The sequence below is a fragment of the Aeromonas sp. s3 genome (assembly GCF_040907805.1).
Lineage (GTDB): Bacteria > Pseudomonadota > Gammaproteobacteria > Enterobacterales > Aeromonadaceae > Aeromonas > Aeromonas dhakensis.
On the sequence record NZ_JBFOCQ010000006.1, the window covers coordinates 302,895 to 328,781 of the forward strand.

At 64.4% G+C, this 25,887-nt stretch carries 21 protein-coding genes; 6 read left to right on the forward strand and 15 right to left on the reverse strand.

All coding sequences use genetic code 11. From position 1 onward, the window contains the following. Window positions 1-62 precede the first annotated feature (62 nt). The gene (gene pdxY / locus AB5Y98_RS02125; protein WP_005303420.1) at window positions 63-926 is read left to right on the forward strand and encodes a pyridoxal kinase PdxY; all 864 of its coding nucleotides are present in this window, start codon (window positions 63-65) and stop codon (window positions 924-926) included. A gap of 7 nt (window positions 927-933) precedes the next feature. Here the strand turns inward: pdxY and AB5Y98_RS02130 are convergent, their stop codons facing one another. Then, window positions 934-2,352, reverse strand: coding sequence for an MATE family efflux transporter (locus AB5Y98_RS02130; protein ID WP_195878127.1), 1,419 nt, complete (start codon window positions 2,350-2,352; stop codon window positions 934-936). Window positions 2,353-2,451: 99 nt separating this feature from the next. Then, window positions 2,452-3,366, reverse strand: a complete 915-nt coding sequence (locus tag AB5Y98_RS02135) for a LysR substrate-binding domain-containing protein (protein ID WP_368231224.1) — start codon at window positions 3,364-3,366, stop codon at window positions 2,452-2,454. Between the two features lie 507 nt (window positions 3,367-3,873). Between AB5Y98_RS02135 and AB5Y98_RS02140 the strand changes: the two genes are divergently transcribed. Further along, window positions 3,874-5,169 carry an HAAAP family serine/threonine permease gene (locus tag AB5Y98_RS02140; RefSeq protein WP_005303413.1) on the forward strand — a complete coding sequence of 432 codons (1,296 nt, stop codon included), beginning with the start codon at window positions 3,874-3,876 and terminating at the stop codon, window positions 5,167-5,169. A 177-nt stretch (window positions 5,170-5,346) separates the two neighbouring features. Continuing rightward, window positions 5,347-6,627, forward strand: coding sequence for an L-methionine/branched-chain amino acid transporter (gene yjeH / locus AB5Y98_RS02145; protein WP_368231225.1), 1,281 nt, complete (start codon window positions 5,347-5,349; stop codon window positions 6,625-6,627). Between the two features lie 40 nt (window positions 6,628-6,667). Here yjeH and AB5Y98_RS02150 read toward each other — a convergent pair whose 3' ends face one another. From AB5Y98_RS02150 to AB5Y98_RS02165, 4 genes are all read right to left on the reverse strand, one after another. Continuing rightward, window positions 6,668-7,207: a GNAT family N-acetyltransferase gene (locus AB5Y98_RS02150; protein ID WP_368231226.1), complete on the reverse strand. Its 540-nt coding sequence runs from the start codon at window positions 7,205-7,207 to the stop codon at window positions 6,668-6,670. Between the two features lie 72 nt (window positions 7,208-7,279). Further along, a complete protein-coding gene (locus AB5Y98_RS02155; protein ID WP_368231227.1) occupies window positions 7,280-9,013 on the reverse strand; it encodes an ABC-F family ATP-binding cassette domain-containing protein in 1,734 nt (577 codons plus the stop codon). Window positions 9,014-9,377: 364 nt separating this feature from the next. Next, entirely contained in the window at window positions 9,378-9,815 is a 438-nt protein-coding gene (locus AB5Y98_RS02160; protein WP_010634765.1) for a PliI family lysozyme inhibitor of I-type lysozyme, read from the reverse strand. Between the two features lie 111 nt (window positions 9,816-9,926). Continuing rightward, the gene (locus AB5Y98_RS02165) at window positions 9,927-11,957 is read right to left on the reverse strand and encodes a M13 family metallopeptidase (RefSeq protein WP_368231228.1); all 2,031 of its coding nucleotides are present in this window, start codon (window positions 11,955-11,957) and stop codon (window positions 9,927-9,929) included. A 126-nt stretch (window positions 11,958-12,083) separates the two neighbouring features. On the opposite strand from AB5Y98_RS02165, the gene tilS reads away from it, so the two are divergent. Then, complete coding sequence (gene tilS / locus AB5Y98_RS02170; RefSeq protein ID WP_368231229.1) at window positions 12,084-13,424, forward strand: tRNA lysidine(34) synthetase TilS; 1,341 nt, start codon at window positions 12,084-12,086, stop codon at window positions 13,422-13,424. Between the two features lie 66 nt (window positions 13,425-13,490). Here tilS and AB5Y98_RS02175 read toward each other — a convergent pair whose 3' ends face one another. Further along, the gene (locus tag AB5Y98_RS02175; RefSeq protein ID WP_005303398.1) at window positions 13,491-14,411 is read right to left on the reverse strand and encodes a GGDEF domain-containing protein; all 921 of its coding nucleotides are present in this window, start codon (window positions 14,409-14,411) and stop codon (window positions 13,491-13,493) included. A gap of 100 nt (window positions 14,412-14,511) precedes the next feature. Between AB5Y98_RS02175 and AB5Y98_RS02180 the strand changes: the two genes are divergently transcribed. Then, entirely contained in the window at window positions 14,512-16,464 is a 1,953-nt protein-coding gene (locus AB5Y98_RS02180) for a cation:proton antiporter (protein WP_268038169.1), read from the forward strand. 66 nt (window positions 16,465-16,530) lie between these two features. Here AB5Y98_RS02180 and AB5Y98_RS02185 read toward each other — a convergent pair whose 3' ends face one another. From AB5Y98_RS02185 to AB5Y98_RS02200, 4 genes are all read right to left on the reverse strand, one after another. Then, on the reverse strand, window positions 16,531-17,676 hold the full coding sequence (locus AB5Y98_RS02185; RefSeq protein ID WP_368231230.1) for a patatin-like phospholipase family protein: 1,146 nt from the start codon (window positions 17,674-17,676) through the stop codon (window positions 16,531-16,533). A 121-nt stretch (window positions 17,677-17,797) separates the two neighbouring features. Further along, the gene (locus AB5Y98_RS02190; RefSeq protein ID WP_368231231.1) at window positions 17,798-18,667 is read right to left on the reverse strand and encodes an alpha/beta hydrolase; all 870 of its coding nucleotides are present in this window, start codon (window positions 18,665-18,667) and stop codon (window positions 17,798-17,800) included. Between the two features lie 71 nt (window positions 18,668-18,738). Further along, complete coding sequence (locus AB5Y98_RS02195) at window positions 18,739-19,320, reverse strand: TetR/AcrR family transcriptional regulator (RefSeq protein WP_368231232.1); 582 nt, start codon at window positions 19,318-19,320, stop codon at window positions 18,739-18,741. A gap of 88 nt (window positions 19,321-19,408) precedes the next feature. Then, the gene (locus AB5Y98_RS02200) at window positions 19,409-20,053 is read right to left on the reverse strand and encodes a response regulator transcription factor (protein ID WP_095593209.1); all 645 of its coding nucleotides are present in this window, start codon (window positions 20,051-20,053) and stop codon (window positions 19,409-19,411) included. Window positions 20,054-20,211: 158 nt separating this feature from the next. Here AB5Y98_RS02200 and AB5Y98_RS02205 point away from each other — a divergent pair, with 158 nt between their 5' ends. Beyond that, window positions 20,212-20,838, forward strand: coding sequence for a glutathione S-transferase (locus AB5Y98_RS02205; RefSeq protein ID WP_019839068.1), 627 nt, complete (start codon window positions 20,212-20,214; stop codon window positions 20,836-20,838). 95 nt (window positions 20,839-20,933) lie between these two features. Here AB5Y98_RS02205 and AB5Y98_RS02210 read toward each other — a convergent pair whose 3' ends face one another. The 4 genes from AB5Y98_RS02210 to AB5Y98_RS02225 form a co-directional block, all read right to left on the reverse strand. After that, window positions 20,934-23,042, reverse strand: coding sequence for an alpha-amylase (locus tag AB5Y98_RS02210; protein ID WP_368231233.1), 2,109 nt, complete (start codon window positions 23,040-23,042; stop codon window positions 20,934-20,936). A 208-nt stretch (window positions 23,043-23,250) separates the two neighbouring features. Continuing rightward, the gene (locus AB5Y98_RS02215) at window positions 23,251-24,414 is read right to left on the reverse strand and encodes a membrane protein (RefSeq protein ID WP_005303381.1); all 1,164 of its coding nucleotides are present in this window, start codon (window positions 24,412-24,414) and stop codon (window positions 23,251-23,253) included. Next, entirely contained in the window at window positions 24,414-24,785 is a 372-nt protein-coding gene (locus AB5Y98_RS02220; RefSeq protein WP_005303379.1) for a GtrA family protein, read from the reverse strand. Before AB5Y98_RS02220 ends, AB5Y98_RS02215 begins: the two co-directional genes overlap by 1 nt. Further along, entirely contained in the window at window positions 24,782-25,843 is a 1,062-nt protein-coding gene (locus AB5Y98_RS02225) for a glycosyltransferase family 2 protein (protein WP_124249174.1), read from the reverse strand. The genes AB5Y98_RS02220 and AB5Y98_RS02225 overlap by 4 nt, the downstream gene beginning before the upstream one ends. Window positions 25,844-25,887 lie beyond the last annotated feature (44 nt).

Consider the following 25,887-nt stretch of genomic DNA (forward strand, 5'->3'; position numbering starts at 1 on the left):
CAACAACGGGCCGCAAGGCCCGTTTTTCCCATTTTGGTTCATCCATTTTTTTGCGAGTCAGCATGAAGCGAGTTCTCTCCATCCAGTCCCACGTGGTGTTCGGCTGCGCCGGCAACAGCGCCGCCGTGTTTCCCATGCGCCGCATGGGGCTGGAGGTGTGGCCCGTCAACACGGTGCAATTTTCCAACCATACCCAGTACAGCGCAGGCTGGCAGGGGATGGTGATGCCAAACGGCCATATCCGCCAGCTGATGGCGGGGCTGGCCGACATCGGCGTACTGGGGCAGTGCGATGCGATCCTGAGCGGTTATCTCGGCTCGGCCGAGCAGGGGGAGGAGATCCTGGCGGCGGTGGCTCACCTCAAGGCGCTCAATCCGGCCGCCCGCTATTTTTGCGACCCCGTGATGGGGCATCCCGACAAGGGGTGCATCGTCGCGCCCGGCGTCGCCGATTTTCTGAAAAACCGGGCGCTGGCCTGCGCCGACCTGCTGGCCCCCAATCTGCTGGAGCTGGAGCAGCTCACCGGCCGCGAGATCTGCAACCTGAGCGAGGCGCTGGCCGCCTGCCAGCAACTGCGTGACGGGGGTGTCGAACTGGTGATGGTCAAGCATCTGGGCCGCGCCGGCTTGAGCCTGGACCGGTTCGAAATGCTGCTGGTGTGCGAAGAGGGGGCGTTTCATATCTCGCGCCCCCTCTATGAGTTTCAACGTCAGCCCATCGGGGTGGGGGATCTGCTGAGCGCCACCATGCTGGCCAACCTGCTGGCGGGCTTCACGCCGGTGGCGGCGTTCGAGCGCACCAATGCCAGCGTGGACATGGTGCTGGCCCAGACCTGGCTGGCGGGCGCCTACGAGCTGCAGCTGGTGGCCGCCCAGCAGGCACTGGTCGAGCCCGAGATCCGCACCTGCGCCAGCCGGCTGGGTTAGCCGCGCATCAACCTGCGCGCCGTGCCAGCGTGACCTGCTGACGGGCAAGCGCCTTGGGCGAGCGCCTGGTGTGCGGGGCGCAGGCCAGCTTGAGCTGGTGCCACTCGCGCCACAGCAACCAGCACAGCGGCAGGGTCAGCAGCAGCACAGTGGTGGGCTGGGCCAGCAGCACGCCGTCGCGGCCCCACCAGAGCGGCAGCATGAAGATCAGCGGCAGCAGCAGCAGGGTCTTGGCGATGGAGATGAACAGCGCCTGACGGGTGCGCGCCATGGATTGCAGCAGCACTATGCCGAACATGATGATCCCCTCCAGCGGAATGGCGCCGAGATTGAGGGTCAGGCTGCTGATGGCGGCCGCGAGCAGCTCGCCATCCTGATCGCCGGTGTAGAGCATGGCTACCTGGCGCGGCAGCAACTGGATCAGCAGCCAGACCGCCAGACCGTAGACGAGCGTGATCTTGAGCCCCATCTCCATCAGGAACTTGAGATCGCGATGGCGCCTGGCGCCGGCCGCCTGACTGACCAGCGGCTGGATGCCAAAGGCCAGCCCCTGCAAGATGACGATGAACACCGCCTCTGTGTAGCCGGCCACGGTGAAGCCCGCCAGATCCTTGACCGAGCCGTGCACCATCAGCTGGCTGTTGTGCAGCATCAGCAGCAGGCCAAGGTTGAATTGGGCGATCAGGCTCGGCAGACCGGTGAACAGCAGGTTGGGCATGGCCGGCAAGCTGGGCAGCAGCTGGCGCCATTCCAGTCGCAATCTGGCGTGACGGGTAAAGAAGTAACCCAGGCCCAGCAGGCTGACCACCCCTTCCGAGATGAGGGTGGCCTGAGCCGTACCGATGAGCCCCAGCCCCAGCCGGCCCACCATGATGTAGTTGAGGATGATGTTGAGGATGGCGCCGCCGCTGACCAGCAGCATGGCGAGCCGCGGCCGGCCATCGTTGCGCAGCAGATAGGGCACCGCCAGGTTGCAGGCCAGCAGCAGGGTGCCGCCGCCGATCCAGTAGAGGTAGTCGCTGGCCTGTTGCCAGGTGTCGGTGCCCTGCTCGATGCCCAGTGCCAGCAGGATGTCGATGTGCCAGTAGTGCAGCAGCAGCGGCGCCACCGTGCCCAGCCCCGCCAGCAGCCAGAGCGCATTGACCAGCGCCTGGCGGGCCAGCCCGGTGTTCCTGGCGCCCTGCTGGAAGGAGATGGCGGTGGCCGCCCCCATGCTGATCATGGCGGCAAGGCCGATCAGCACCATGATGACCGGGTAGACCAGGTTGATACCGGCGAGGCCGGCGGCCCCCACGTAGTGGCCGACGAAGATGCCATCGACCAGGTAGTAGGCGCCGGATACCAGCATGGCCATGACGGAGGGGAGGGCATAGCCCCAGAAACGGCGGGTCATCGCCCGCTGGCGCAGAGTGAAATAGGCAGACATATCTGTTCTCTTGGGGAGTTCGATTATCGAGCAGACAGTCTAGATTAATATTGTTTTTGAGATAATCCTGGTTCTACTTGAAGGATTGATGAGCAATATTCAGTAATTGGTCGGTTTATAGTGGGCTTTCAGCATGTCGATGAGAGCCCGCAAGCCGCTGCCCAGCTGATGCCGGCTGGGATAGAAGAGATAAAAACCGGCAAAGGTGGGGCACCAGGGCTCCAGCACGGTGAGCAGTTTCCCCTGGGCCACTTTTTGGCTCACCTCCTCTTCCAGACAGTAGGCCAGCCCCAGCCCCGCCTCGGCCGCCCCCAGATAGAGGGCCGGCGTGCTGGTGGTGAGCGGACCCGTCACCTCTATCTCCAGCAGGGAACCCTCTTCCCCGGCGAAGGCCCAGCGGTAGTGATGGGAGGGGGTGAGCCGGTAGCCGATGCAGGCGTGGCGCGACAGCTCGCGAGGGTGTTGCGGGGTGCCGTGTTCGGCCAGATAGGCGGGCGCCGCCACCACCAGATAGCGCTGGGGCGGCCCGAGCGGTACTCCGATCATCTCCTTGGGCAGCAGATCGCCGTAGAAGATAGCGGCGTCATAACCATCCTCGATGAGGCGCGGCATCAGCTCCTGTTCCACCACCTCCACCTGCATGCGCGGGTAGCGCACCAGGTAATCGATCAACACCGGGGCCAGCAGGTCGTCGATGGCCCCGCGCGGTGCACAGATCTTCAGCCGTCCCACCGGCTCGTCGCTGTGACGGGTCAGCTCGTCCAGTGCGCTCTCCAGATGGTTCAGGGTCGGCAGCAGCTGGGTCAGCAGCCGCTGGCCCGCCTCGGTGGGCACCACGGCGCGGGTGCTGCGGTTGAGCAGCCGCACCCCCAGCCGGGTCTCCAGCCCTTTCAGGCTGTGGCTCAGGGCGGATGCCGAGACCCCGAGTTCGAGGGCGGCCTTGCTGAAGCTCTGGTGACGGGCGACGGCGGCAAACACCGCCAGTTCGGCGAGGTCGGTACGGGTGATGGCCATATTAATTCAGCGGAAAAATGTTGAACAACAGGGTACGCCAGGGCAGGGCAAGGCACAACGTGGCCAACAAACAGACACATGTAGCGAAATTGTTGTACCCATAAGGATATAGATACGGGTGAAACTACCGTTATTTGTTAACAGCTGTTCACAAAATTGGGCTCGAAACGTGATCTATGACGCCAGAAAGGCGATTCCAATCAAACTTTGGTTGATTAATTCAAAAAAACACTGTGATCGCTAAGGGGATTTAATTAGAGTCAGCTCATCGAAACAAAGGCGTGTTAGTGGGTTGTAAAAACTGACGCGTTTGCGGCCCTCGGGCCCACTCCCCACCGGTCTGTTTGTTGCAATTTGGTTGTTACATGGAGTGATGACCAGTTTGCCGGAGCGATGGGAATGAGAATAAAACAGGGATGAACTGCAGGCGTTCCAGGGAAATGGGACAGGGCATCGCGCCCGGTTGACTAGATATTTTCTATTTTCCTTGATGACAGGAACACCCCTATGTCTGACATGAACATTGCAGTAGAAGGCAACTTAGCCAGTAATGCGTCTTCCCGTGGCATCAACAAGGCCGATGTGGTCTGGATGCTGGGTCTGTACGGTACCGCCATCGGTGCCGGTGTGCTCTTCCTGCCGATCAACGCCGGTGTAGGTGGCCTGTGGCCGCTGGTTGCCATGCTGATCCTGGCCCTGCCGCTGACCTTCTTCGCCCACCGTGGCCTGACCCGCTTCGTGCTGTCCGGCTCCACCCGTGACGGCGACATCACCGAAGTGGTGGAAGAGCACTTCGGCAAGACCGCAGGCAAGTTCATCACCCTGCTCTACTTCTTTGCCATCTACCCGATCGTGCTGATGTACTCGGTCGCCATCACCAACACAGTCGAGAGCCTGATTGTTCACCAGCTGGGCATGACTGCACCTCCCCGTGCCGTGCTGTCATTGGCGCTGATCCTGGGTCTGATGGCGGTTGTTCGTCTGGGCGGCCAGGTCATCGTCAAAGCGATGAGCGTGCTGGTATTCCCGTTCGTGATCACCCTGATGGGCCTGGCGCTCTACCTGATCCCGCACTGGAATGGTGCCATCATCACCGAAGCCCCGGCGCTGGGTGATGCCTTCAACGGCGATTTCATCAAGACCCTGTGGCTGGCCATCCCGGTCATGGTGTTCTCCTTCAACCACTCCCCGATCATCTCCTCCTTCGCGGTGGACAACAAGGGTCGTTACGGTGAAGGTGCCGAGAAGAAGTGCAGCAACATCCTGCTGGGCGCCCACGTCATGATGGTGATGACCGTTATGTTCTTCGTATTCAGCTGCGTACTGAGCCTCTCTCCGGCTGACCTGGCTGCTGCCAAGGAACAGAACATCTCCATCCTGTCCTACCTGGCCAACCACTTCGACAACCCGGTCATCGCCACCGTGGCTCCGCTGATCGCCATGGTTGCCATCAGCAAATCCTTCCTGGGTCACTACCTGGGTGCGCAAGAGGGCATGAACGGCCTGATGGCCAAGGCGCTGCGCGAGAAGGGCAAGAACGTTGACACCAAGCAACTGAACAAAGTCACTGCCGTGTTCATGATCCTGACCACCTGGGCCATCGCCACCATCAACCCGAGCATCCTCGGCATGATTGAAGACCTGGGCGGCCCCATCATCGCCATGCTGCTGTTCCTGATGCCGATGTACGCCATCACCAAGGTGCCGGCCATGCGCAAATACGCTGGCAACATCAGCAACGGCTTCGTGACCATCATCGGCCTGATCGCCATGTCCGGTATCATCTACAAGCTGATTGCCTGATAACTCCGGTTACCCGCTTGAATGAAGAAGCCGCCTCGCAAGAGGCGGCTTTTTTTATGGCCGCTGTCCAGGGCTACGGCCTTGCATAAAACCGGGCATATTCTCGCCGCCGCCCTTAACAAAGGGGCGGGGCAGGCCTAACATGGCGGGATGTTTTTCTAGACAGGACAAAAGGATATGTCTGGGTTGAAAAAGGATCTCGGGCTCTGGCAGGGGATGGGGTTGCTCGCCACCTCGCTGCTCGGCACCGGGATCTTCGTGGTACCGGCGACCGCCGCCTCGCTGGCGGGTGGGGCCTCGCTCTGGGCCTGGTTGCTGCTGATTGCGCTGGTGCTGCCCATCGCCTTTACCTTCGCCCGCCTCGGCCGCCGCTATCCCCATGCCGGCGGGGCGCCACACCTGATTGGCCTCGCCTTTGGCAACGGCGCCGAACGCTTCTCCGCTTTCCTCTTTCTGGCGGTGTTGCCGGTGGGCCTGCCCGCCGCCCTGATGATCGCCGCCGGCTTCTGGCACGCCCTGTTCGATCTGGGGGAGTGGACTCTGTGGGCCATCCAGCTGCTCACCCTGCTCGGGGTCTTTCTGCTGGGGCTGCGCGGAGCGCGCTCCTCCGGCAACCTGCAGCTGCTGATCGCGCTCGCCATTTTGGGGCTCACCCTGCTCATCTGGTTCAAGGGGGATATCAGCTGGCGCGACGCCGCCCGGCCGCTGCCGACGACGGATGAGTGGCCCGCCATGGCCACCGCGCTGGCGGTGATGTTCTGGTGTTTCGTGGGGCTCGAGGCCTTCGCCCACATGGGGGAGGAGTTCAAGCGACCGGAGCGGGACTATCCGCTGGCCCTGCTCGGCGGGGTGCTGCTGGCGGGGCTCATCTACTGGATACACTCGCTGGTGGTGCTCAAATATGGCCTCTACGGCGATGAGGCGACCAACGCCACCGCCATTCCGGCCCTGCTCTCCCTGCTGTTCGGCCCCACCGCCAAGTGGTTGGTGGCGGTGCTTGGCTACCTCTCCTGTTTTGCCAGCATCAACATCTACATTCAGGGTTTTGCCCGGCTTATCTGGAGCATGGCACGCGAAGGGAAGCTGCCCCCCTCGCTGGCGGTGCTTACCGCTCGCGGCGCGCCGCTGCGGGCGCTCGGTCTGGTACTGCTCATCTGCCTGCTCTGCATCACCCTCATCATCTGGTTGCGGTTGCCCCTCGATGAGCTGATCCGCTACGCCAACGGCAACTTCGTGCTGGTCTACCTGCTCTGCATGGCGGCGGGCTGGCGTCTGCTCGGCGGGGTTGGCAAGGGGCTGGCGGGGATAAGCGTACTGCTCTGCGCCCTGGTGCTGGTGGCGCTCGCTTCCCAGGTGCTCTATGCCGTCGTGCTCAGTCTGGGGTATGGCTGCTTCTCGTTATGGCGGCGCAGAGGTCGCCGCTCGGCGCCAGATGATCGTGTCTGCGCCATCAAGTAACCCGACAAAAGCCCCGCAGTGCGGGGCTTTTTGCTTCCGTTCAGCGGCTGGCGGGCAGGTCGCTGCGCAAGATGGCGTAGTGGCGCAGGGAGATGAAGCCATCTCCCTTGCGTTCGCACTCCCGCGCGGTGCCCTCGTAGTGAAAGCCGGCCCGCTCCAGCAGGCGAGCGGAGGGGCGGTTGGGCTCCTCTACCACCGCCAGCAGCCGGTGCAGCGCTGTGGTGCGATAAGTGAGCGGCAGCCACAGTTGCAGCGCCGCGCTCATCACCCCCTTGCCCCAATGTTCGGGATAGAGCCAGTAGCCCAGCTCGGCCCGCCGGTGCTCAGGGTCGGCATCGTTGTAGCCGATGGCGCCGAGCGGTTCGCCCGTGTGCTGGTCACGAATGAGGTGCCAGGCGCCACGGTCGGTGCGGGTCAACTCGGTATACCAATCCATCTGGGCCTGGCACGCCGTCAGGCTGTCGTAGCTGACGCCGTAGTAGGCGACGACCCGCGGATCGGACAGGCCGCGGAAGATGTGGGGCAGATCGGCGTCGCTGACGGGATCGAGCCGGATTTCGGGAAACATTGAGTCAGTCATGATGGTTCCTTGCGGCCAACCTGAGTTGGCCGCGTGAGTTGAGTGATAAAGGATGGATGATGCTGGCTGGCGTCAGGCAAAGCCGAGCAGGTCAGCAAGGCGCGCCAGCTCGTCACGCCACTGCTGCTGCAGGCGCGGGGTCTGGTGCCTGGGCTTGCGGGCCAGATCGGCCGCGAGCAGGGCATCGAGTTCATACCAGCGTGCCAGCAGCGCCTCTTCGTCATCCGCCGGGCCGGCCGGGGCCTGCCCCATGGCGGGGGCGGCCAGGTCTGCCTTGTCGGCTGCCGGCGAGGGCGCATCGCCGAGCAGCTCGGCATAGGCCCGCTCGGCGCTGTGAGCCTCCTGGATGCGGCCATCCTTGATCAGCCAGAAGCGGTTGCAGCCGCGCTCGATCAGCTCCCGGTCGTGGGAGACCAGCAGCACGCCCCCCGGGAAGGCGGCAATCGCCTCGGCCAGCTCCTCCTTGCCCGCCAGATCCAGGTGGTTGGTGGGCTCGTCGAGCCAGAGCATGTGGTGGCTGCCGAGCGACAGGGCGAGAAACAGCAGCCGTGCCCGCTCCCCCCCGCTCAAGGTGTGCACCTGCTGACCGTGGCGGGCATAGGGGAAACCCGCCCGGATCAGCGCCTGACGCCGGGTGGTCTCCGGCAGAGGGGCCAGCGGGTAGAGGGCGTCGCTCAGGGTGGCGTCGTCAGCCAGCTGCTGCAGGGACTGATCGTAATAGGCGATGCTGGCGCCGGGGTGGCAGTACCAGCCCGCTTGCGGGCTCTGCGCGACCAGTTCGCGCCAGCACTGGCGCAGCAGGGAGGACTTGCCGGTGCCGTTGGCTCCGAGCAGGGCGACCCTGTCCCCCGCCCGCAACCAGAGCCCTTCGGCCCGCAGCAGCGGCGGCAGGTCCGGTGCTGGTGACACATCGAGGGCCTCCAGTCGCAGCAGGGTGTCGGCGGGCAGGCTCAGTCCGCGCAGCTCGAGCCGCCAGGGGGCCAGCGCCGCCACCTGACTCTGCTCCTCCTGCAGGCGGGCGATGCGTTTTTCCATGGACTTGGCCTGGCGCACCAGCTTCTCGTTGTCATGCTCCCGCCCCCAGATGGCGAGGCGTTTGCTGCTGGCGCTCAGGCGGTCTATCTCCTTTTGCTCGTCGGCCCGGCGCAGGCGGGCCTGCTCATCCTCGGCGGCCAGCGCCGCCCGGGCCTGACTGCAGGGTAGGGCGAAGCGGTGCAGCTGGCCACCCTGCAGGATCAGGGTCTGATCCGTGACTCTGTCCAGCAGGCGAGCGTCGTGGGAAACCAGCACGAAGGCGCCGCGCCAGCCCAGCAGAAACTGCTCGAGCCAGAGCAGGGCGGGCAGGTCCAGGTGGTTGCTGGGCTCATCGAGCAGCAGCAGGTTGGGTTGGCGCAGCAGGGCGCGCCCTATCTGCAGCCGGCTGTGCTGGCCGCCGCTCAGCGCACTGACCGGCAGCGTGGCCTGGGCCTCCAGCTGCAGTTCGGTCAGCAGCTTGTCCACCTGCCACTCGGCGCTCGGGTCGTTGCCCAGCGCATCCAGCAGCACGGCGCGGGTGCCGAGGGGTGAAAGTCTGGCGGGCAGTTGCTGGGCCACGAACTCGCAGCGGCAGGCGGCAGCCTGCACGACCCGGCCAGCCTGGGGCGTGCGCTCGCCCGCCAGCAGCGCCAGCAATGTGCTCTTGCCACAGCCGTTGGCGCCAATCAGGCCGAGTCGGTCGCCTGCGCGAATGCCAAGTTCGAGGTGGTCAAATAACGGAAGGTGCCCCGCACTCATCTGCAGGGAATGGGTACTCATCAGGGTTGTCATGCTCTTGCTCTCTTAAATCGCGGGATCAAAGATCCCTGTCATCAGGAGCGCTGGCGACAACGGCAGAGTCGAGAAAAGTCTCGGTATGGAAGGGAGTCGGCTTTGCTCGAACCCGCTATCGCAGCGCGATGGTATGCAGGCAAGAGCAGGCGAATGTGCCGAACAGGCGAGCCGAGAACATCGGACACGCTTGGATAACCATTTTTTACCTCCTTGTGTTTCGTTATGGCACGGTGCGGCGATTATAAGCGCAGAAAAAATAACCGTCTATCCATGGCGGTGCCCTGTGGATGAGGCGGGAAGGCGCTTTGTCAGCGGCAGGACAAAAAAACGCCCCGCTGGGCGGGGCGTGGTGATGGGGATGTCAGTCGCGCGGGGTCTTGAGGGCCTCAATCACATCGTCATTGGGGGCCAGCCCCTCCACGTGGTTGAAGTTCTCCACCCCCTCCTGCGGGTTGAGGGTGAAGGCGTCGGCGCTCAGGTAGCTGCCGCTGCCGGCACTCTCCACCACGACGATGAGCTCGGGCTGCTTGTCGCCGTTGAGATCCAGCAGCTTGAGCTCCTTGATGCTGCCATCGCGCGGCAGCACCTTGCCGTCGATGAACTGATCCAGCGGGAACTGGGGGTTGGCGCCGGAGTAGAGGCGCACGTCGTAGCTGCCGGTGGAGGCAGGTTCGCCGCGCCCTTCGCTGACGGTCACTACCTGGCCTGAGGGGAGCGTCAGCTGTTTGAAGAACCCGTCCGCCGCCTGGCTGGCGAGGGGCAGGGTGAGCAGGCCGAGTGTCATGAGCAAGGCTTTCATCGGTTTGACCCTTGTTACTGCGGCGGCGGTTACCCGCCACCTGTGTCACTGTGCGAACCGGCCGGGCAGTCCCCGCCGGTTCGCGTCATCCGCCCCTCAGCGGGGCCGTCATTACCAGATCTTGACCCGTTTGGCCGGGTCCAGATAGAGCTTGTCACCCGGCTGGATGTTGAACGCCTCGTAGAAGGCGGGGATGTTCGGCACCACGCCGTTGACCCGGTATTCCGGTGGCGAATGGGGATCCGAGGCGAGCAGCATCTGCATCAGCTCGGGGCGATACATGCCTTTCCATACCTGAGCCCAGCCGAGGAAGAAGCGCTGCTCGCCGGTGAAGCCGTCCAGCACCGGGGCCTCCTTGCCATCCAGCGACAGCAGATAGGCCTTGTGGGCGATGGTGAGGCCGCCCAGATCGCCGATGTTCTCCCCCAGGGTGAACTGGCCGTTGACGAACTGCCCCGCGATGGGCTCGAAGCGGTTGTACTGGGCCACCAGCCGGCTGGTGCGGAAGCGAAACTCCTTGAGATCGGTCGGCGTCCACCAGTCGCGCATCACGCCGTCACCGTCGGATTTGGCGCCCTGATCATCAAAACCGTGACCCATCTCGTGACCGATCACCCCGCCGATGGCGCCGTAGTTGACCGCGTCATCCGCCTGCATGTCGAAGAAGGGCGGTTGCAGGATGGCGGCCGGGAAGACGATCTCGTTGTTGCTCGGGTTGTAGTAGGCGTTCACCGTCTGCGGCGACATGTGCCACTCGTCTCTGTCCACCGGCTTGCCGAGGCGCGCCAGGTTGTCGGCGTATTCGAAGGCGCGGGCGCGCTGCAGGTTGCCCACCAGATCGTCGGCGCGGATCGCGATGGCGCTGTAATCCTTCCACTTGTCCGGGTAGCCGATCTTGGGGCGGAACTTGGCGAGTTTCTCTTTGGCCTGGGCCTTGGTGGCTGGCGACATCCAGTCCAGCTCCTCGATGCTCTGGCCGTAGGCTGTGCGCAGGTTCTCCACCAGCTGCTCCATGCGGGCCTTGGCCTGGGGCGGGAAGTAGCGCTCCACGTAGAGCTTGCCGACCGCCTCACCCAGATGATCGTCCAGCACGCCGAGCGCCCTCTCCCAGGGGGCGCGCTGCTTGGGCGTGCCGCTCAGGGTGGTGCCGAAGAAGGCGAAGTTCTGGGCATCGGTCTGGCTGTCGAGGTAGGGGGCGTAATCGGTGATGAGCTGCCACTTGAGGTAGGCCTGCCAGTCGCCGATCGGGGTCTGCTTCATCACCTCGTTCAGGGCCGCGAGATAGCTCGGCTGGCCGATGATGAGGCTGCTCTGACCGGCGAGGCCGGCCTGGCTCAGGTAGGCGTCCCAGTCGATGGCGGGGGCGAGGCGTTTGAGCTCGCTCTGGGGCCCCTTGTTGTAGTTCTTCTCCCGATCCCGCAGGTTGACGTTGTCCCACTGGATCTTGGCGAGTTTGCTCTCGAGGGCCAGCACCCGCTTGGCCTTGGCGGCGGCATCCGGCTCGCCGAAGCGACCCAGCATGGTGGCGATGTGCTGCTCGTATTTCTTGAGCAGCGCCTGGCTGGCGGCATCCGTCTTGAGGTAGTAGTCCCGATCCGGCAGGCTGAGGCCGGCCTGGTAGAGGTAGACCGCATAGCTGTCCGGGGCCTTGGCGTCGGCGTCTATCCAGAAGCCGAAGGGGGCGCCGCCGCCGTTGCGACCGCTCTGGGCGAAGGCGCGGGCGAGATCCTGGCTGCTCTTGATCTGCTCGATCTCGCTCAGCATCGGCAGCAGGGGAGCAGTACCCTTGGCATCCCGGGTCGCCTGATCCAGATAGCTGTGGTAGAGATCGCGGATCTGCTGGGCCTGGGTGCCGGCGGCAGCCTTGCCATCCAGCCCTTCCACCAGCACCCGCACGTCCGCCAGGGACTTGTCCCGCAGCAGGTAGAAGGCGCCATCGGCGGGTCTGTCGTCCGGGATCTTGGCGGTGGTCAGCCAGTGGCCGTTCACGTAGCGAAAGAAGTCATCGCCGGGTTTGACGCTGGTGTCCATGTTGGCCAGCGCGAGGCCTGAGTGCTTGTTGCTGGTATCCGGCGCCTGACTGCAGCCTGCCAGCAGGGCCAGCCCGATGAGGCCGGCCAGTATGCTTTTCTTATTGTTCATTTTTTGATTCCAATTCGGGTTATACGGCTTCCTTGCCCACGCAGGGAGCGATTCACTCTAGCAGTCGGGTTAGCGCTTGATAAGCCCGACTCTGCTAAGATCCGCCTGGTCGTATTGGGGAAGCCTATGATTTCTCGTATTTATTCTCGCTTTTGTCAGACTCTGCCTGCGCCCGAAGGTTCCCGCGGCCTGCTGGTGGCCTTCAGCGGCGGGCTCGACTCCACCGTGCTGCTGGTGCTGGCGGCCCGCTTCGCTCACGCCCACGGCCTTGCCCTGCGCGCCCTGCACGTCCATCACGGCCTGAGCCCACATGCCGACGAGTGGGTGGCCCACTGTGAAGGGGTGTGTCAGCAACTGGCGGTGCCGCTGCTGGTCGAGCGGGTGCAGTTGCAGCGGAGCAGCGGCGACAGCCTGGAGGCGCAGGCGCGGGAGGCCCGCTATCAGGCCCTCGCCGCCCAGTTGGGGGAGGGGGAGTGGCTGCTCACCGCCCATCATCAGGACGATCAGCTGGAGACCCTGCTGCTGGCGCTCAAGCGTGGTGCCGGTCTGCGCGGGCTGGCGGGCATGGTGCCGAGCCAGCCCTTTGCCGGCGGCTTGCTGCTGCGCCCGCTGCTCGAGGTGAGCCGGACCGAGCTGGCCGAGGCGGCGGCCAGCCTCCCCTATGGCTGGGTGGAGGATGAGAGCAATCAGGATGTGAGTTATGACCGCAACTTCCTGCGCCAGCAGCTCATTCCCCAGCTCAAGGCCCGCTGGCCCGCCATGGCCCAGACGGCGGCGCGCAGCATGGCGCTGTGCGCCGAGCAGGAGGCGCTGCTGGAGGAGCTGGCAGAGGCCGACTGGCGGCTGGCGGCGGCAGGAGAGGCGCTGCAGATCACGCCGCTGCTGGCCCTGTCAGGCACCCGGCGCAACAACCTGCTGCGTTACTGGATCCGCCGCCAGGGGGGCGAGATGCCCTCCCGCGAGCAGCTCGGTCTGCTCTGGCAGGAGGTGGCGCAGGCGCGGGAAGACGCCAATCCCCAGCTCAACTGGGGCGGGCAGAGCTGCCGCCGCTTTCAGGGCCGGCTTCATCTGGTGCGACCCGGACTGCAGCCTCGTCACGAGCAGCTGGCGTTGAGGGTGGGGGAGACGCTGATCCTGCCGGACGGGCTCGGCGAGGTGCGACTGCTTTCGCGGACGGAGGGCGAGGGGCTGCGGCTGCCAGGGGCGGACGAGCCGCTGTCGGTACGCTTCGGGGTGGCCGCTGGCAGCATGCTCAAGCCGGTGGGGCGCGGCGGCAGCCGGCGCCTCAAGAAGCTGCTGCAGGAGTATGGGGTGCCCTCCTGGCAGCGTGGCCGCATTCCCATCCTCTATTACGGCGAACAGGTGGCGGCGGTAGGCGAGCTGTTCCTCTGTGACGGATTCATGACGCAGGAACCTGGCCTGGCCTGGCACTGGCTGCCGGCGGCGGCCTGTCAGCCCCCGCAGTAATCCTCTCTGCAGCAAACGAACAAGGCCGGCATATGCCGGCCTTGTCGTATTCAGCGGCTGGCCGGTTCAGTCCAGCAGGCCGGCCTTGCCCGCCTTCTTGCGGGCGTAGAGGTGGGCATCGGCTGCCTCGTACAGGCTGTGCACGTCCACCCCGGACTGCCAGCTGGCGGCCCCCAGGCTGCAGCCGACCGAGAAGGTGCTGAGCTCCTTGTGAGTCAGCAACATGTGCTGCAGACGCAGCCAGACCGGGCGCCAGGCCTCGGGCTCGGCGGGTTGCAGCAGCAGGGCGAACTCGTCGCCGCCGAGGCGAAACGCCTGATCCGTGCTGCGGATGCAGTGGGTCAGCAGCTGGGCGAAGCGGCTCAGCACCAGATCGCCCACCGGGTGACCCCAGGTGTCGTTGATCTGCTTGAAGCTGTCGAGATCCAGCAGTACCAGCACCAACCCGTGAGACTCCCGGCTGTGTTGCTCCACCGCGCGGCCGATGGCCTCGTCGAAGTAGGAGCGGTTGCCGAGCCCGGTCAGGTGATCGAGCCGTACCTGCAGCTCCAGCTGTGACAGGCGCAGATAGAGGGGCAGCGGCAGGCTGAGCAGCTGATGATACTGCTGCAGCACCCGTTGCTGACTGCCGCTCAGGGCGTGTTCGAGGGTGTAGTGCAGCTGGCCCAGCAGCTGGCCATGCTGACCGCGCAGCTCGAACGGGTAGCTGTGCAGGGTCAGGCTGGCCTGGGGTGGATGCTGGATCAGGGTGTGCGGCTGGCCGCAGTCGAAGTGCAGGCTGTGGATCCGGACAATTCTTGCCGCACGATCGGCAAAAGTTGCCAGCAGGCTGCCCAGATCCGTCTGCACCAGCAACTGCTCGAGCAGCTGGTTGCGATCCTGGCTTGCCAGCGGCGTGAGCCGCTCCATCTGGCGAACCCACTGCTCGATGCCATGTCCCAAACCGCTCAATGATGATGTGTTTTCCACGGTACAGCCCTCAAACAACCTACTTCCTGCTGCTTACCTGCAATACCTGTGCCCAAAATATGTTCGATGCTAACAAGGGCGGCTGGCTAGGCTTAAGTAGATAAAAAAGGAGGAAATATTGTACGCAGACGTATTGATCCTGCTGCTTGCCGCCGTCCTGCTGGTGGCGATTTTCCGGCGCCTGGGCCAGCCGGTGATCCTCGCCTACCTGCTCGCCGGGGTCGTGCTCGGCCCCCATGGCGCCGCCGTGATCACCGGCCAGGCGATCATGCAGACCATCGCCGAGCTCGGTATCGTCTTTCTGATGTTTTCGCTCGGGCTCGAGTTCTCGCTGCCCCGGCTCATCGCCATGCGCCGACTGGTGATCGGGGTCGGTGGCCTGCAGGTGTTGCTCACCTCCCTGCTGTTTTTTGCCATCGCCTGGTGGTGGGGCCTGAGTCTGGCCCAGGCACTGGTGGTGTCGGGCACTCTGGCGCTCTCCTCCACCGCCGTGGTGATCAAGCAGCTGGGGGATCAGAAGCAGCTGCACACCCGCCGTGCCCAGCTCGGGGTGAGCGTGCTGCTGTTTCAGGATCTGGCGGTGGTGCCGCTGTTGGTGATGATCCCCATCCTGGCCCGGCCGGAGATCCAGGGCAGCGCCCTGCTGGCGGAGATCGCCTGGGCCACCCTCAAGGGGCTGTTTGCCTTGCTGAGCCTGCTGGCGGTGGGCAAGTGGCTGCTGCCGCTGCTGTTTCACGAGGTGGCACGGGCTCGCTCCGACGAACTGTTCGTGCTGAGCACCCTGCTGGTGGCGCTGCTGGCTGCCTCGCTCACTCAGTGGATGGGTCTCTCCATGGCGCTGGGGGCCTTTCTGGCGGGCATGATGCTGGGGGAATCCCACTACCGTCACCAGCTGGAGGTGGACATCCGGCCGTTTCGGGACGTGTTGATGGGGCTCTTCTTCATCACCATCGGCATGACCATGGACTGGCAGCGGGTGGCGCTGGACTGGTGGCTGGTGGCGCTGAGCGTACCGGCCCTCATCCTGTTCAAGTCGCTGCTGGTGCTGCTGGCCGGCCGGCTGATGGGGGAGCGCAAGCGCGACGCCATGGCGGCGGGGATCATGCTGAGCCAGGTAGGGGAGTTCGGCTTCGTGCTGCTGGCACTGGCCAACCACCACGGTCTGCTCGACCACCGGCTGGTCTCCCTGCTCATCGGTATCGGGGTCACCTCCATCGCCATGACCCCCTGGCTGGTGCAACAGGCTCACCAGCTGGCCCGCTCCCTCACCGATCCGGCCCTGCTCACCCGCTCCGAAGTGGCCCAGTCGGGCCTGAGCAAGAGCCAGCACGTGATCATCGCGGGCTTTGGCCGGGCCGGTCAGACCTGCGCCCGCTTTCTCAAGCAGGAGGAGATCCCCTTCCTGGCGCTGGATCTCGATCCCGAGCGGGTGAGCGAGGCCAAGTCGGCGGGGGAGCAGGTGGCGTTCGGCGATGCCAGCCGGCGCGACATCCTGCTGGCCGCCGGCCTGCTGCGGGCCAGGCTGGTGATCATCACCTTTGACGATCCCAAGCGGGTCGAGGCCATGCTGGCGCTCATCAGGGAGCTGGCGGGGGAGGTGAAGGTGCTGGTGCGCACCCGAGACGACAGCTTCCTGGAGGCGTTCAAGCGGGCGGGGGCCTTCGAGGTGATCCCCGAGTCCCAGGAGGGGGCCCTGATGCTGGTTTCCCACCTGCTGCTCAACTGCGACATCCCCATCGGCCGGGTGATCCGGCGCATGGAGCATGAGCGCAGCAACCAGTATCGCTTTCTGCACGGCTTCTATTGGGGAGATCAAAGCGCCGGCAACCTGGAGACGGATCAGCTGCTCGAGCGGCTGCACCCCGTGCTGCTGCACGAGCAGGCCTGGGCGGTGGGGCGCAGCGTGCAGGCGCTGGGGGTCGATGCGGTGCGGATCAGGGAGGTGCAGCGGGGCACACAGCGGCTGGAGCCCAGACCCGAACTGGTGCTGGCGACGGGGGATAAGCTGGTGCTGTTCGGCAATGCGGTGGCGGTGGAGCAGGCGGAGCAGCGCCTGCTGGAGGGGCGCTGATCCCTGAGCCCATGTTGCACCAGCCCTGCTGCCAATGCCGTCCCCGCTTCCCTTGAATACTCCGGCTCAGGCCTCGACCCGTACCTCCTCCTCTATCCCCAGAAACTGTTCGACCCGCTGGCGCTCGTTCAGAGTATCCAGGTAGCCCAGCTTGATCAGCTGCTGGCAGTAGCCGGGATAGAACATCAGGAAACTGGCCAGGCTGCTGGTCTCGTCCCCCGTCACCCCCAGCACCCGCAGCAGGCGGCGCAGATGCACTGGCAGCTTGCGCAGGTAGGCCAGCGCCAGCAGGTCGAGATCCTGGCTTGGTTTGAGCACGCAGGTCTCCACCCGTTTGAGTTTCAACCGGTTGCGCTCCCGCTCCGGGATGAGATCCAGGGTCTGGTTGATGCGCCACAGCCGCTCCAGATCCGAGTTGAGGGTATCGGTGAAGACGGTGTCCAGCAGGTGGCTGGCGATGTTGGAGCTGGTCAGGTGGCCATGGTGAAAGGTGGGGGCCGTGTGCGCCGGTGGATCCAGGGTGATCAGCAGGATCCGCTCTGCCCCCAGGTGGATGGCGGGACTGAGCGGGCTCAGCTGATGGATGGAGCCATCGCCGTAGAACTTCTCGCCGATGTGGGTGGCCGGGAAGACAAACGGCAGCGCCGAGGAGGCGAGCAGGTGATCCGAGGTGAGCAGGGTGCGCAGCCCGCGCCGTCTGGCCCGCTCCCACGGCAGGTGCTCGGCTCTCCCCTGAAAGAAGGTGGTGGAGAGACCGTCGTCGTAGTCGGAGGCGGTGATGGCCAGCGCCTCCAGGCTGCCGTAGAGGATGTTGTCGTCGATGCGGTGATAGTCGATGAGCTGATCCAGCAGGCGGCGCAGCGGCGCGTTGTCGAACAGGTGAAAGGCGTGGTTGGTGTGGGGATTGACGAGCCCCGCCGAGCCCTCGTACATCAGTCGCCACAACAGGCGCCCCGGGTGAAAGTCGAAGATGTGGTGGGTCTCGAAACGGCGCCAGACCCACTCCAGCTTGCGCACCCCCAGATGAAAGCAGGAGGCGTAGCAGGCCAGCGCGGTGACATTGATGGCGCCGGCCGAGGTGCCGCACAGGATGGGAAACGGTATGCCGAGATTGCGGGGATAGAACTCGGCGATCGCCTTGAGGGCGCCGACCTGGTAGGCGGCGCGGGCACCACCACCGGTCAACAGAAGAGCTGTGTTGGGTCTGGCCATGATACTGCGCCTTATGCATGCCACTGGGGGTGTTGCCACCGAGCAATTTAACTATAAGACGCTGTATCAAATATAAAAACAGGCCTGCCAACCATTTTTTGCAGGCCCTTTTTGAGGCTGTTCAGTGGTTGCTGCGGGCGGTACTCAGCTGATCGAAGGCGGCGAAGGCCGGGGCACTGGCGAGAATGCGGCCGTGGCCGAGGCCGCGGGTGCTCACCAGCCGGGTGCGACCATCCTGGGTGGCGCGCAGGGAATCGCCGTGCGGGGCGAAGCGATCCTCCTCGTCGTGCACTATGATGGCAGGCCCGCTGCGGCCGGCGAGCCGCCCCAGCGGGTCGACCGTGCTCAAGGGGTGCTGGTACTCCTGCTCAATCTCCTTGACCACCGCATCGAACAGCCGGATGGAGTAGCCGGAGCGCGCCACCATGCCGTAGAGCTGGGGCACGTAGTCGAGCACCGGCGAGATGAGCAGCAGCGGCAGGGCATCCAGCTCGCGTCGGCGGCTGGAGAGGGTGACGGCGCCCCCCATGCTGTGGGCGATGACGCCCTGCAGCGGGCCGCACTCCGCCGCCATCTTCTCCACAAGTTCGTCGAAGGCGCGCACGAAGCGGGGCAAGTGGCCGGTATGGCCGGCGCTGTGGCCGTGCGCCGGGTGATCGTAGGCAATGGCCGTGAAGCCCTGGGCCGCAATGTGGCTCATCAGCGGGTAGAACTGGCTGGCGCTGCCTGACCAGCCGTGCATCAGCAGCCAGACCGGCCCCTGGCCGAGCCGGTAGCTCATCAGGGTGCCTTCGCTGGTGTGCACGGCCTGTTTGACCAGTCCGGCTGGGACCGTGTCATCCCGCTGGTTGCGCTGGGGGGTGAGCAGCAGCTTGCTGGCGGTACGCTTGGCATGAGCGGGGGCCAGGGTGTGGTGCAAGCGGGTGCCAAGGCCAAGCAACCATTTGCTCGGGCTGAAACGGCGGGTGTTGAAGTAGATCTTGCTGCTCATGGTCATCCTGTGGTTTTTATGTGCGAACGGTCGTGCTTTTTTGTCGGTTTTAAAAAAGAGAGGTCAATCCATCAGCGCCAGCCATCCAGCAGCGTCTCCACTTCGGGCCAGAAGTGGCGGGCCGGATCCTGACACAGATCGAGGGCATTGAACACCTGATCCGCCAGATAGAGGCCGTAGAGGCGGTAGACGGCGCGCCAGGGATCCATGTCGCTGCGCCACTCGCCCTCGCTCTGTCCCTGCACCACCTGGCGGGCCAGGTAGTCGAGCCAGAAGCGCACCAGCTGGCGGGCGGCCTGCTGTACCTCACCCTCCTGGGCCGAGGTCCAGGCGTCGAGGAACATGCAGCGACCGGCAAAGCTTTGGTTCCAGGCCAGCCAGGCCTGCAGCAAGGCCGTCAGCTTCTCTCGCTGGCTGCCGTGCTGCTGCTGGCGCACCGGCTGGATCACCCGCTCCCGGAACACCTCGGCGGCGTACTCCAGCACGGCGATCTGCAGGTTGTCGCGGGACTGGAAGTGGGCGAACAGGCCGCTTTTCGACATCTCGCAGGCGCTGGCAAGGGAGCCGATGGTGAGGCTCTCCAGCCCCTGCTGGCTCGCCTGCTCGAACGCAGTCTGCAAAATGTTGTCGCGGGTCAGCCGGCCCTTGCTCATCACACTCTCCTTCATAGACCGGGGCAGCATAAAGTACGACCGTGCTATTTGTCGAGTGGTAGATGATGTGCAGGCTTGCTGGGAGGGTTCAGCTCTCCTTGATATCCATCTGCTGCAGGGCGATGACCGCCTGGGTGCGGTTCTTGACGCCGAGTTTTCTGAAGATGGCAGTGATGTGGGCCTTGATGGTGGCCTCGGAGACGTTGAGCTCCCAGGCGATCTGCTTGTTGAGGCTGCCGTCGCGCAGCATCACCAGCACCTTGTACTGCTGGGGGGTGAGGCTGGCCAGCTTGCTGGCAAAATCGGTGCCCTCACAGGGTTCAGGGTGGAGCGAGATGCCGGCCGGCACCCAGTTGTCACCCCCGATCACCGTATTGAGGGCGTTGACCAGCTCCTTCATCGGCGCCGATTTGGGGATGAAGCCGAGCGCGCCGAGCCGCAGCACCTGCTGGATGATGGCAGGCTCTTCCGAAGCCGACACCACCACGATGGGCAGGTCGGGATACTGGCCGCGCAGGTGGGCGAGACCGGAGAAACCGTTGGCCCCCGGCATCTTGAGATCGAGCAGCAGCAGGTCGACTTCCGGGTGTTCCCCCAGCAGGTGGGCCAGGCTGTCGATGGAGTCCGCTTCCAGCAGCTGGGCATCGTCGATGGCCATGTGCACCGCTTGATAGAGGGCGCCCCGAAACAGGGGGTGGTCATCTGCGATGACGATGGTAAATTGGCTGTCCATTGCTCACATTGTTGCTAACTGATTGTTTTGGAAAATCAAACTAGCACCGCTCCCGGAGAGGGTCAAACCTGCCGGCGCGCAAATGTGAAGCGACCGTCGGATGTCGTGCCATTGGGGCAGATGGGATGGTCATGAACAACCCATGCAGGAGGCAATAGATGGGATCTCTGGTATTGACGGTGGGCACTGGCTCCACCTGGGCAATGCGGGCGGCGCTGGTGCTGGCCATGAGCGGGCTGGAGTGGCAGGAGCAGGTGTTCGATCTGGAAGATGCCAAGGATCTGCAGCGGCTCAAGCGGCTGGCCCCCGCCGGCCTGGTGCCCTGGCTCGATCACGACGGTGTGCGGGTGCACGACTCGCTGGCCATCGCCGAATATATCCACGAGCTCTGCCCCGATCGCCAGCTCTATCCCGCATCACAGGCCGAGCGGGCGCTGGCCCGCAGCCTCTGCGCCGAGCTGCACGCCGGTTTTCGCCAGATCCGTACCCTGCTGCCCTTCTTCCTCGGCGCCCCGACCCGCAGCGAACCGCCGGTGGAGGCCATCGGCGAGCTGGCCCGGCTGCAGACCATCTGGTCCCAGGCGCGGGGCCCCTTCTATTTTGGCGAGGCGGGGATCCTCGATGCCTTCTATGCGGTGATGGCCTACCGGCTGGCGAGCTACGGCATCCAGCTGCCCGGCCAGGCGGGCGCCTATCAGCAGGCGCTGCTGGCCTGGCCGCTGTGGCAGCAGACCCTGGTCAAGGCGCGTCTGCAGTGGCCGGCGGCGGCCCGTCAGCCGCAGTGAACCCGCTGGCGCAACCGCCGGTTTGAATGACTGGTGTAAACAGAGAGGGGGCCACTGGCTCCCCTCTCTGTTTGGGTTTGATTCCTTAAGCTGGATTACGGCTGGCGGCCGGCGAACACCACCACCACCTTGTCATCCCCCTTCTCCCGCACGAAGGCATAGGGGCTGTCGGCCAGTTTCTTGTGGCTGCCCGCCGCCACCGCCGGGTGGGCGGCGCGGAACTGGCCGAGCCGCTGCCAGTGCTTGACCAGCTCGGCCTTCTCGCCGCTGGCCAGCTCCTGCCAGTTCATGTCGCTGCGCACCGCCTGATCGAACACGCCACCATCCTTGGCGAGCCCGCGGCCGGACTCATCGCCGTAGTAGATCTGGATGCCGCCCGGCAGCAGCATGAAGCTGCTGGCGACCCGGCGCTGCAGTGGCACGTCCTGATAGTCGCCGAAGAACAGCTTGGTGTCGTGGGAGCTGATGTAGCTCAGCACGTTGAACTCGGGATCCTGATTGATGCGGCTGGCATAACTGGCGTAGGTGGGCTCGGCGCTGGCCAGGCACTGGGCCTGGTGCAGGGCGAACTCGCGCTGATAGTCGAAGTTGATCAGCGAATCGAAGCCGTTTTGATACCAGAAATCCTTGGCCACCCCGTGATCCCACACCTCGCCCACCATGTAGAAGGGCAGCTCGTCGAGCTTCTTGGTCGGGTTGGCGGCTTTCCACTCCTTGAGGGCGGCGGTGCCGGCCTGCTTGAGGCGGGCCCACACCTCGGGCTCCAGGTGTTTGACGGTGTCGGCTCTGAAGCCGTCGATGCCGAAGCGGCGCACCCAGTCGGTGTGCCAGGCAATGAGATAGTCGCTCACGGTGGCGTTGGGCAGTGCCTTGGCCCTGGTGTCCTGTTTGGCCGCCAGCAGCGGCGGCAGCCCCACCGGCTTGGTGGATTCGGTCAGGAAGTCCGGCAGCCCCGCCACCGATCCGGTGACGTCGTCGGTGCCGGGCTGCGGGTAGCCGGGCAGGCCGGCCCGCATCCAGTCGGGGCCCCACCACTTGCTCCAGGCGGGTGATTGATAGTCGATAAACTGGTTGTAGCCATGCCAGTTGAGGCCGCCGCTCGGTTGCCACTGGTTCCAGCGGGCCGGCAGTTTGCCGGTGTTCTGGGTGAGGTCGGTGAGCCCCAGATCTTGCAGGTCGGCGAGGGTGGCGTAGCCTGCGTGGTTCATCACCACGTCGAGGATGATGCGCATGCCGCGCTTGTGCGCCTCGTCCACCAGGGTCTTCAGGCTCTCCTCGTCGCCGTAGTTGGGGTCGATCTTGGTGAAGTCGAGCGCCCAGTAGCCGTGGTAGGCGTAGAAGGGGAAGTTGCCCTGCTCGCCGCCACCGATGAAGCCGTGCACCTGCTCCACCATGGGAGTGATCCAGATGGCGTTGATGCCGAGTTGCTTGATGTAGTCGAGCTTGGCGGTCAGCCCCTTGAAGTCGCCGCCGTGCCAGGTGGCCACCTCATCCTGCCCGTCCTTTTGGCGACCGAAGCTGTGGTCGTTGGCGGGATCGCCGTTGTTGAAGCGGTCGGTCAGCAGGAAATAGACGCTCGCCTGATCCCAGCTGAAGGGGGCCGCTGTGGCCGCCTTGACCGGCTCGAGCAGCAGCAGGCCGCCGCTCTCTTTGCTCGGTGTCAGGCTAAGCTTGCCGCCTTTTACCACCCCTTGCTGGCCGGAGTAGGCATCCCGCAGTTGGGTGCCGTCGGGCCAGACTCCTTTCAGGGATACGGTAACCGGGCCGCCATCCCAGCTGATGCAGGGCTCCGCTGGCGGCTGGCGTTTGAACTCGCTCTTCTTGGTGGCTCGCAGCACCTTGAGGCTGGGGGTATCCGGGTTGAAGGTGAACTCATAATCCCCCGCCAGCATCACCCGCAGGTTGAAGTGCTGCCCCTTGCTGCACTTGTCCATGGGCTGGGCGGTGCCGAAGGGGAGCGGTTTGGCCTCGCTCGGACCGAAGCTGGTGCCGCAACTGTTGCCCGCGTCGCTGATGCGGATCTGGTGGCTCCCCTTGGTGAGCGGATGGGTCAGCTGCACCGCCCCCTTGTCCAGCGTCAGCGGCGTGCCGACCGGCTGGTCATCCACGTAGAGGCGCACCTCGGCGGCCATGGCCTGAGGGAGGAAGAGGGGGCAGGCCAGCAGGGCGAGCCAGAGGGAAGAAACCGAGGGGGTGCGACGCATAAGCCATTCCTTGCTGGGGTTAAGCGGACCAGATTGCCGTCAATGGGGCTCATTCTAGGAGGCATGAGGGCGCGCTTGGACAGGCAAACCGTCGATTTGTGACATCAGTTCAAATGGTTACGTTTTCAAGAGTGGAAAAGTGTGAGCGGGGTGTCGTGCCCATAAAAAAAGCCGGTCGATAGACCGGCTTGTTGCATTGCCACCTTCGTCACACGGTGAAGAACTTGAAGTTGACGAAGGCCACCGCGATGAAGGAGGCCACCATGCCGCTCAGGCAGAGCACGGCCGGGCGAATGGCCGGCCAGCGATGGGTCAGCAGGATGATCGCCAGCATGGTGGGATAGAGGCCGAACATGTAGCGCGGCATGGCGTTGAGCCCTGTCATCAGCGGAATGGTGCAGCAGATGAACATCAGGGTCGCCTCGGCCCAGCGCTTCTGGCTGAACAGATAGAGGTTCAGCGCCCAGCCGAACATCACCATGATGGAGAGGTAGGATTTGCGTCCGCCCAGCTCGAAGCCGCTCAGCCACCAGTCCAGCGGGCTGTCCATGTAACGGCCCCAAGCCACCTGGATATGCTTGAAGGCCAGCGCGTCACCGGTGAGGTGATAGAGATAGAACATGTAGGCGAACAGGCCGAGCGGGATCATCCAGAGGGTGAACACCACCTTGAAGGCGCGCTCGGTGAAGCGGAAGAACTCGCGCCAGCCGTAGGCCTGCAGCGCCAGGATCAGCACCGGGAACACCATCATCACCCCCAGGTTGCGGGTGGCGGAGATGAAGACGCCGAGCAGGGCTACCATCAGCCACTGCTGGCGATAGGCGAACAGGAACATCCCCAGCATCAGCGCCATGAACATCGACTCGGTATAGCCGGAGACGAAGTAGGCGGAGAAGGGGGAGAAGGCGAGCAGCCAGACACCGAAGCGGGCGGTATCGTCACCCAGCTTGAGCTGGCGCAGCACCAGCAGCATCAGCGGCAGGCTGGCGAAGAACGCCAGGTTGGCCACCAGCATCAGGCCGATCAGGCTCTCGACGTTGAGCAGGTTGGAGAGGGTGCCGGAGATCATCGGGTAGAGCGGCATGAAGGCCCAGTTGGCCGCGTTGCCCTTGCTCAGCCAGCGCGGGTAGAGATCGTAGCCGTTCTCGATGATGCGCTGGAACCAGACGCAGTCGAACTGGCAATAGGCCTGCAGCGGGCCTATGTCGGTGGCGCCGTAGAGCTGGACGCCGAAGTAACCCATGCCGTACAGGGCAACCCGGCTCAGCACGAAGGCGGCGATGATCATCAGCCAGTCGCGGCCGCTGATGCGAAGTGACGGGCGATAGGGCGCCGCCTGGTCGGGGGCAGTGGTGGTAGTCATGTCATTCATCAGGCAAATACCCAGATCCTGGAGAGGAGGTAGGTGAGCACGGTGACCGTCAGGGTGGCGATCACCACCGGTAACAGACCGGAAAGACCCGCAAACAGCAGACCGCTCAATATCAGGTTACGCACCGCCAGCGAGAAGAGGGCGACCAGCAGGAACTTGCTGGCGGCACCCTGTTTCTGGAAGGTGATGTAACGGTGACCGAAGAAGGAGAACCAGAAGGCGATGGCAAAGGCCAGCGTCGTCACCAGGTGCTCCGAGATGGTGGGCCAGGTGTGAAACAGGGCGATGGAGGTGCCCAGATCGACGAGGGTGGCCCCCCCGCCGACAAACCCGAAACGTACCAGCCGCCAGAATTCCTCGCGGGAGATCATTGAGAAGCCTGCTCCTGCTGGTCATCAGCGGCCTTAGCGGCAGCTGTCTTCTTGCCGGCGCTCTTCTTGCTGCCGCTGGCGGCGTCCTGCTTGGGCTCTTCATCCTGCTTGGCATACTGGCCGTAGACCCCTTCGATGAGGTAGACGGGGCGCTGCTTCACTTCCACGAACATGCGGCCGATGTACTCGCCGATGATGCCGAGCGACAGCAGCTGGATGCCGCCGAGGAACAGCACCACCGACATCAGGGAGGCGTAACCCGGCACGTCGATGCCGAAGAAGACCACCTGGGTGACGATCTTGAGGATGTAGAGGAAGGCGACGAAGGAGACGCCGACGCCGACGTAGCTCCATACCCGCAGCGGCCAGCTGGAGAAGCTCATCAGACCGTCGAGGGCGAAGTTCCACAGCTTCCAGTAGTTGAACTTGGTCTCGCCGGCGTGGCGGGCGGGGCGCTCGTAGGGCACGCCGACGGCGCGGAAACCGGCCCAGGCAAACAGCCCCTTCATGAAGCGGTTGCGCTCCGGCAGCTGCTTGATCGCCTCGACCACCTTGCGGTCGATCAGGCGGAAGTCACCGGCGTTCTCCGGCAGCTTGGTGCTGGTGGAGAGGGCGTTGAAGAAGCGGTAGAAGCCGCCGGCGGTGAGGCGCTTCATCGGGGTGTCGGCGCTGCGATCCACCCGGATGCCGTAGACGGTGTCGTAGTCGCCGGTCTGCCACAGCTTGACGAATTCGAGAATGAGCGAGGGCGGATCCTGCAGGTCCACGTCCATCGGCACCACGGCATCACCCTTGGCGTGATGCAGGCCGGCGGTCATGGCCGCCTCCTTGCCGAAGTTGCGGGCCAGGTTGACCAGGGTGACGCGCGGGTCGCGGGCGATGGCCTGCTCGACCACCTCACGGGTGCGGTCGCGGCTGCCGTCGTTGACGAATACTATTTCCAGCTGATCCTTGAGCGGCGCCAGTTCGTTATCTATCGCGTTGATGAAGGCATCTATGCTCTCTTCCTCGTTGTAAACGGGAACGATCAGAGAGAGTCGAAAATCGGCATGCGACATGAAAACTTCCTTATTTGGAAAATTATTTTATAAAACAGCGTATT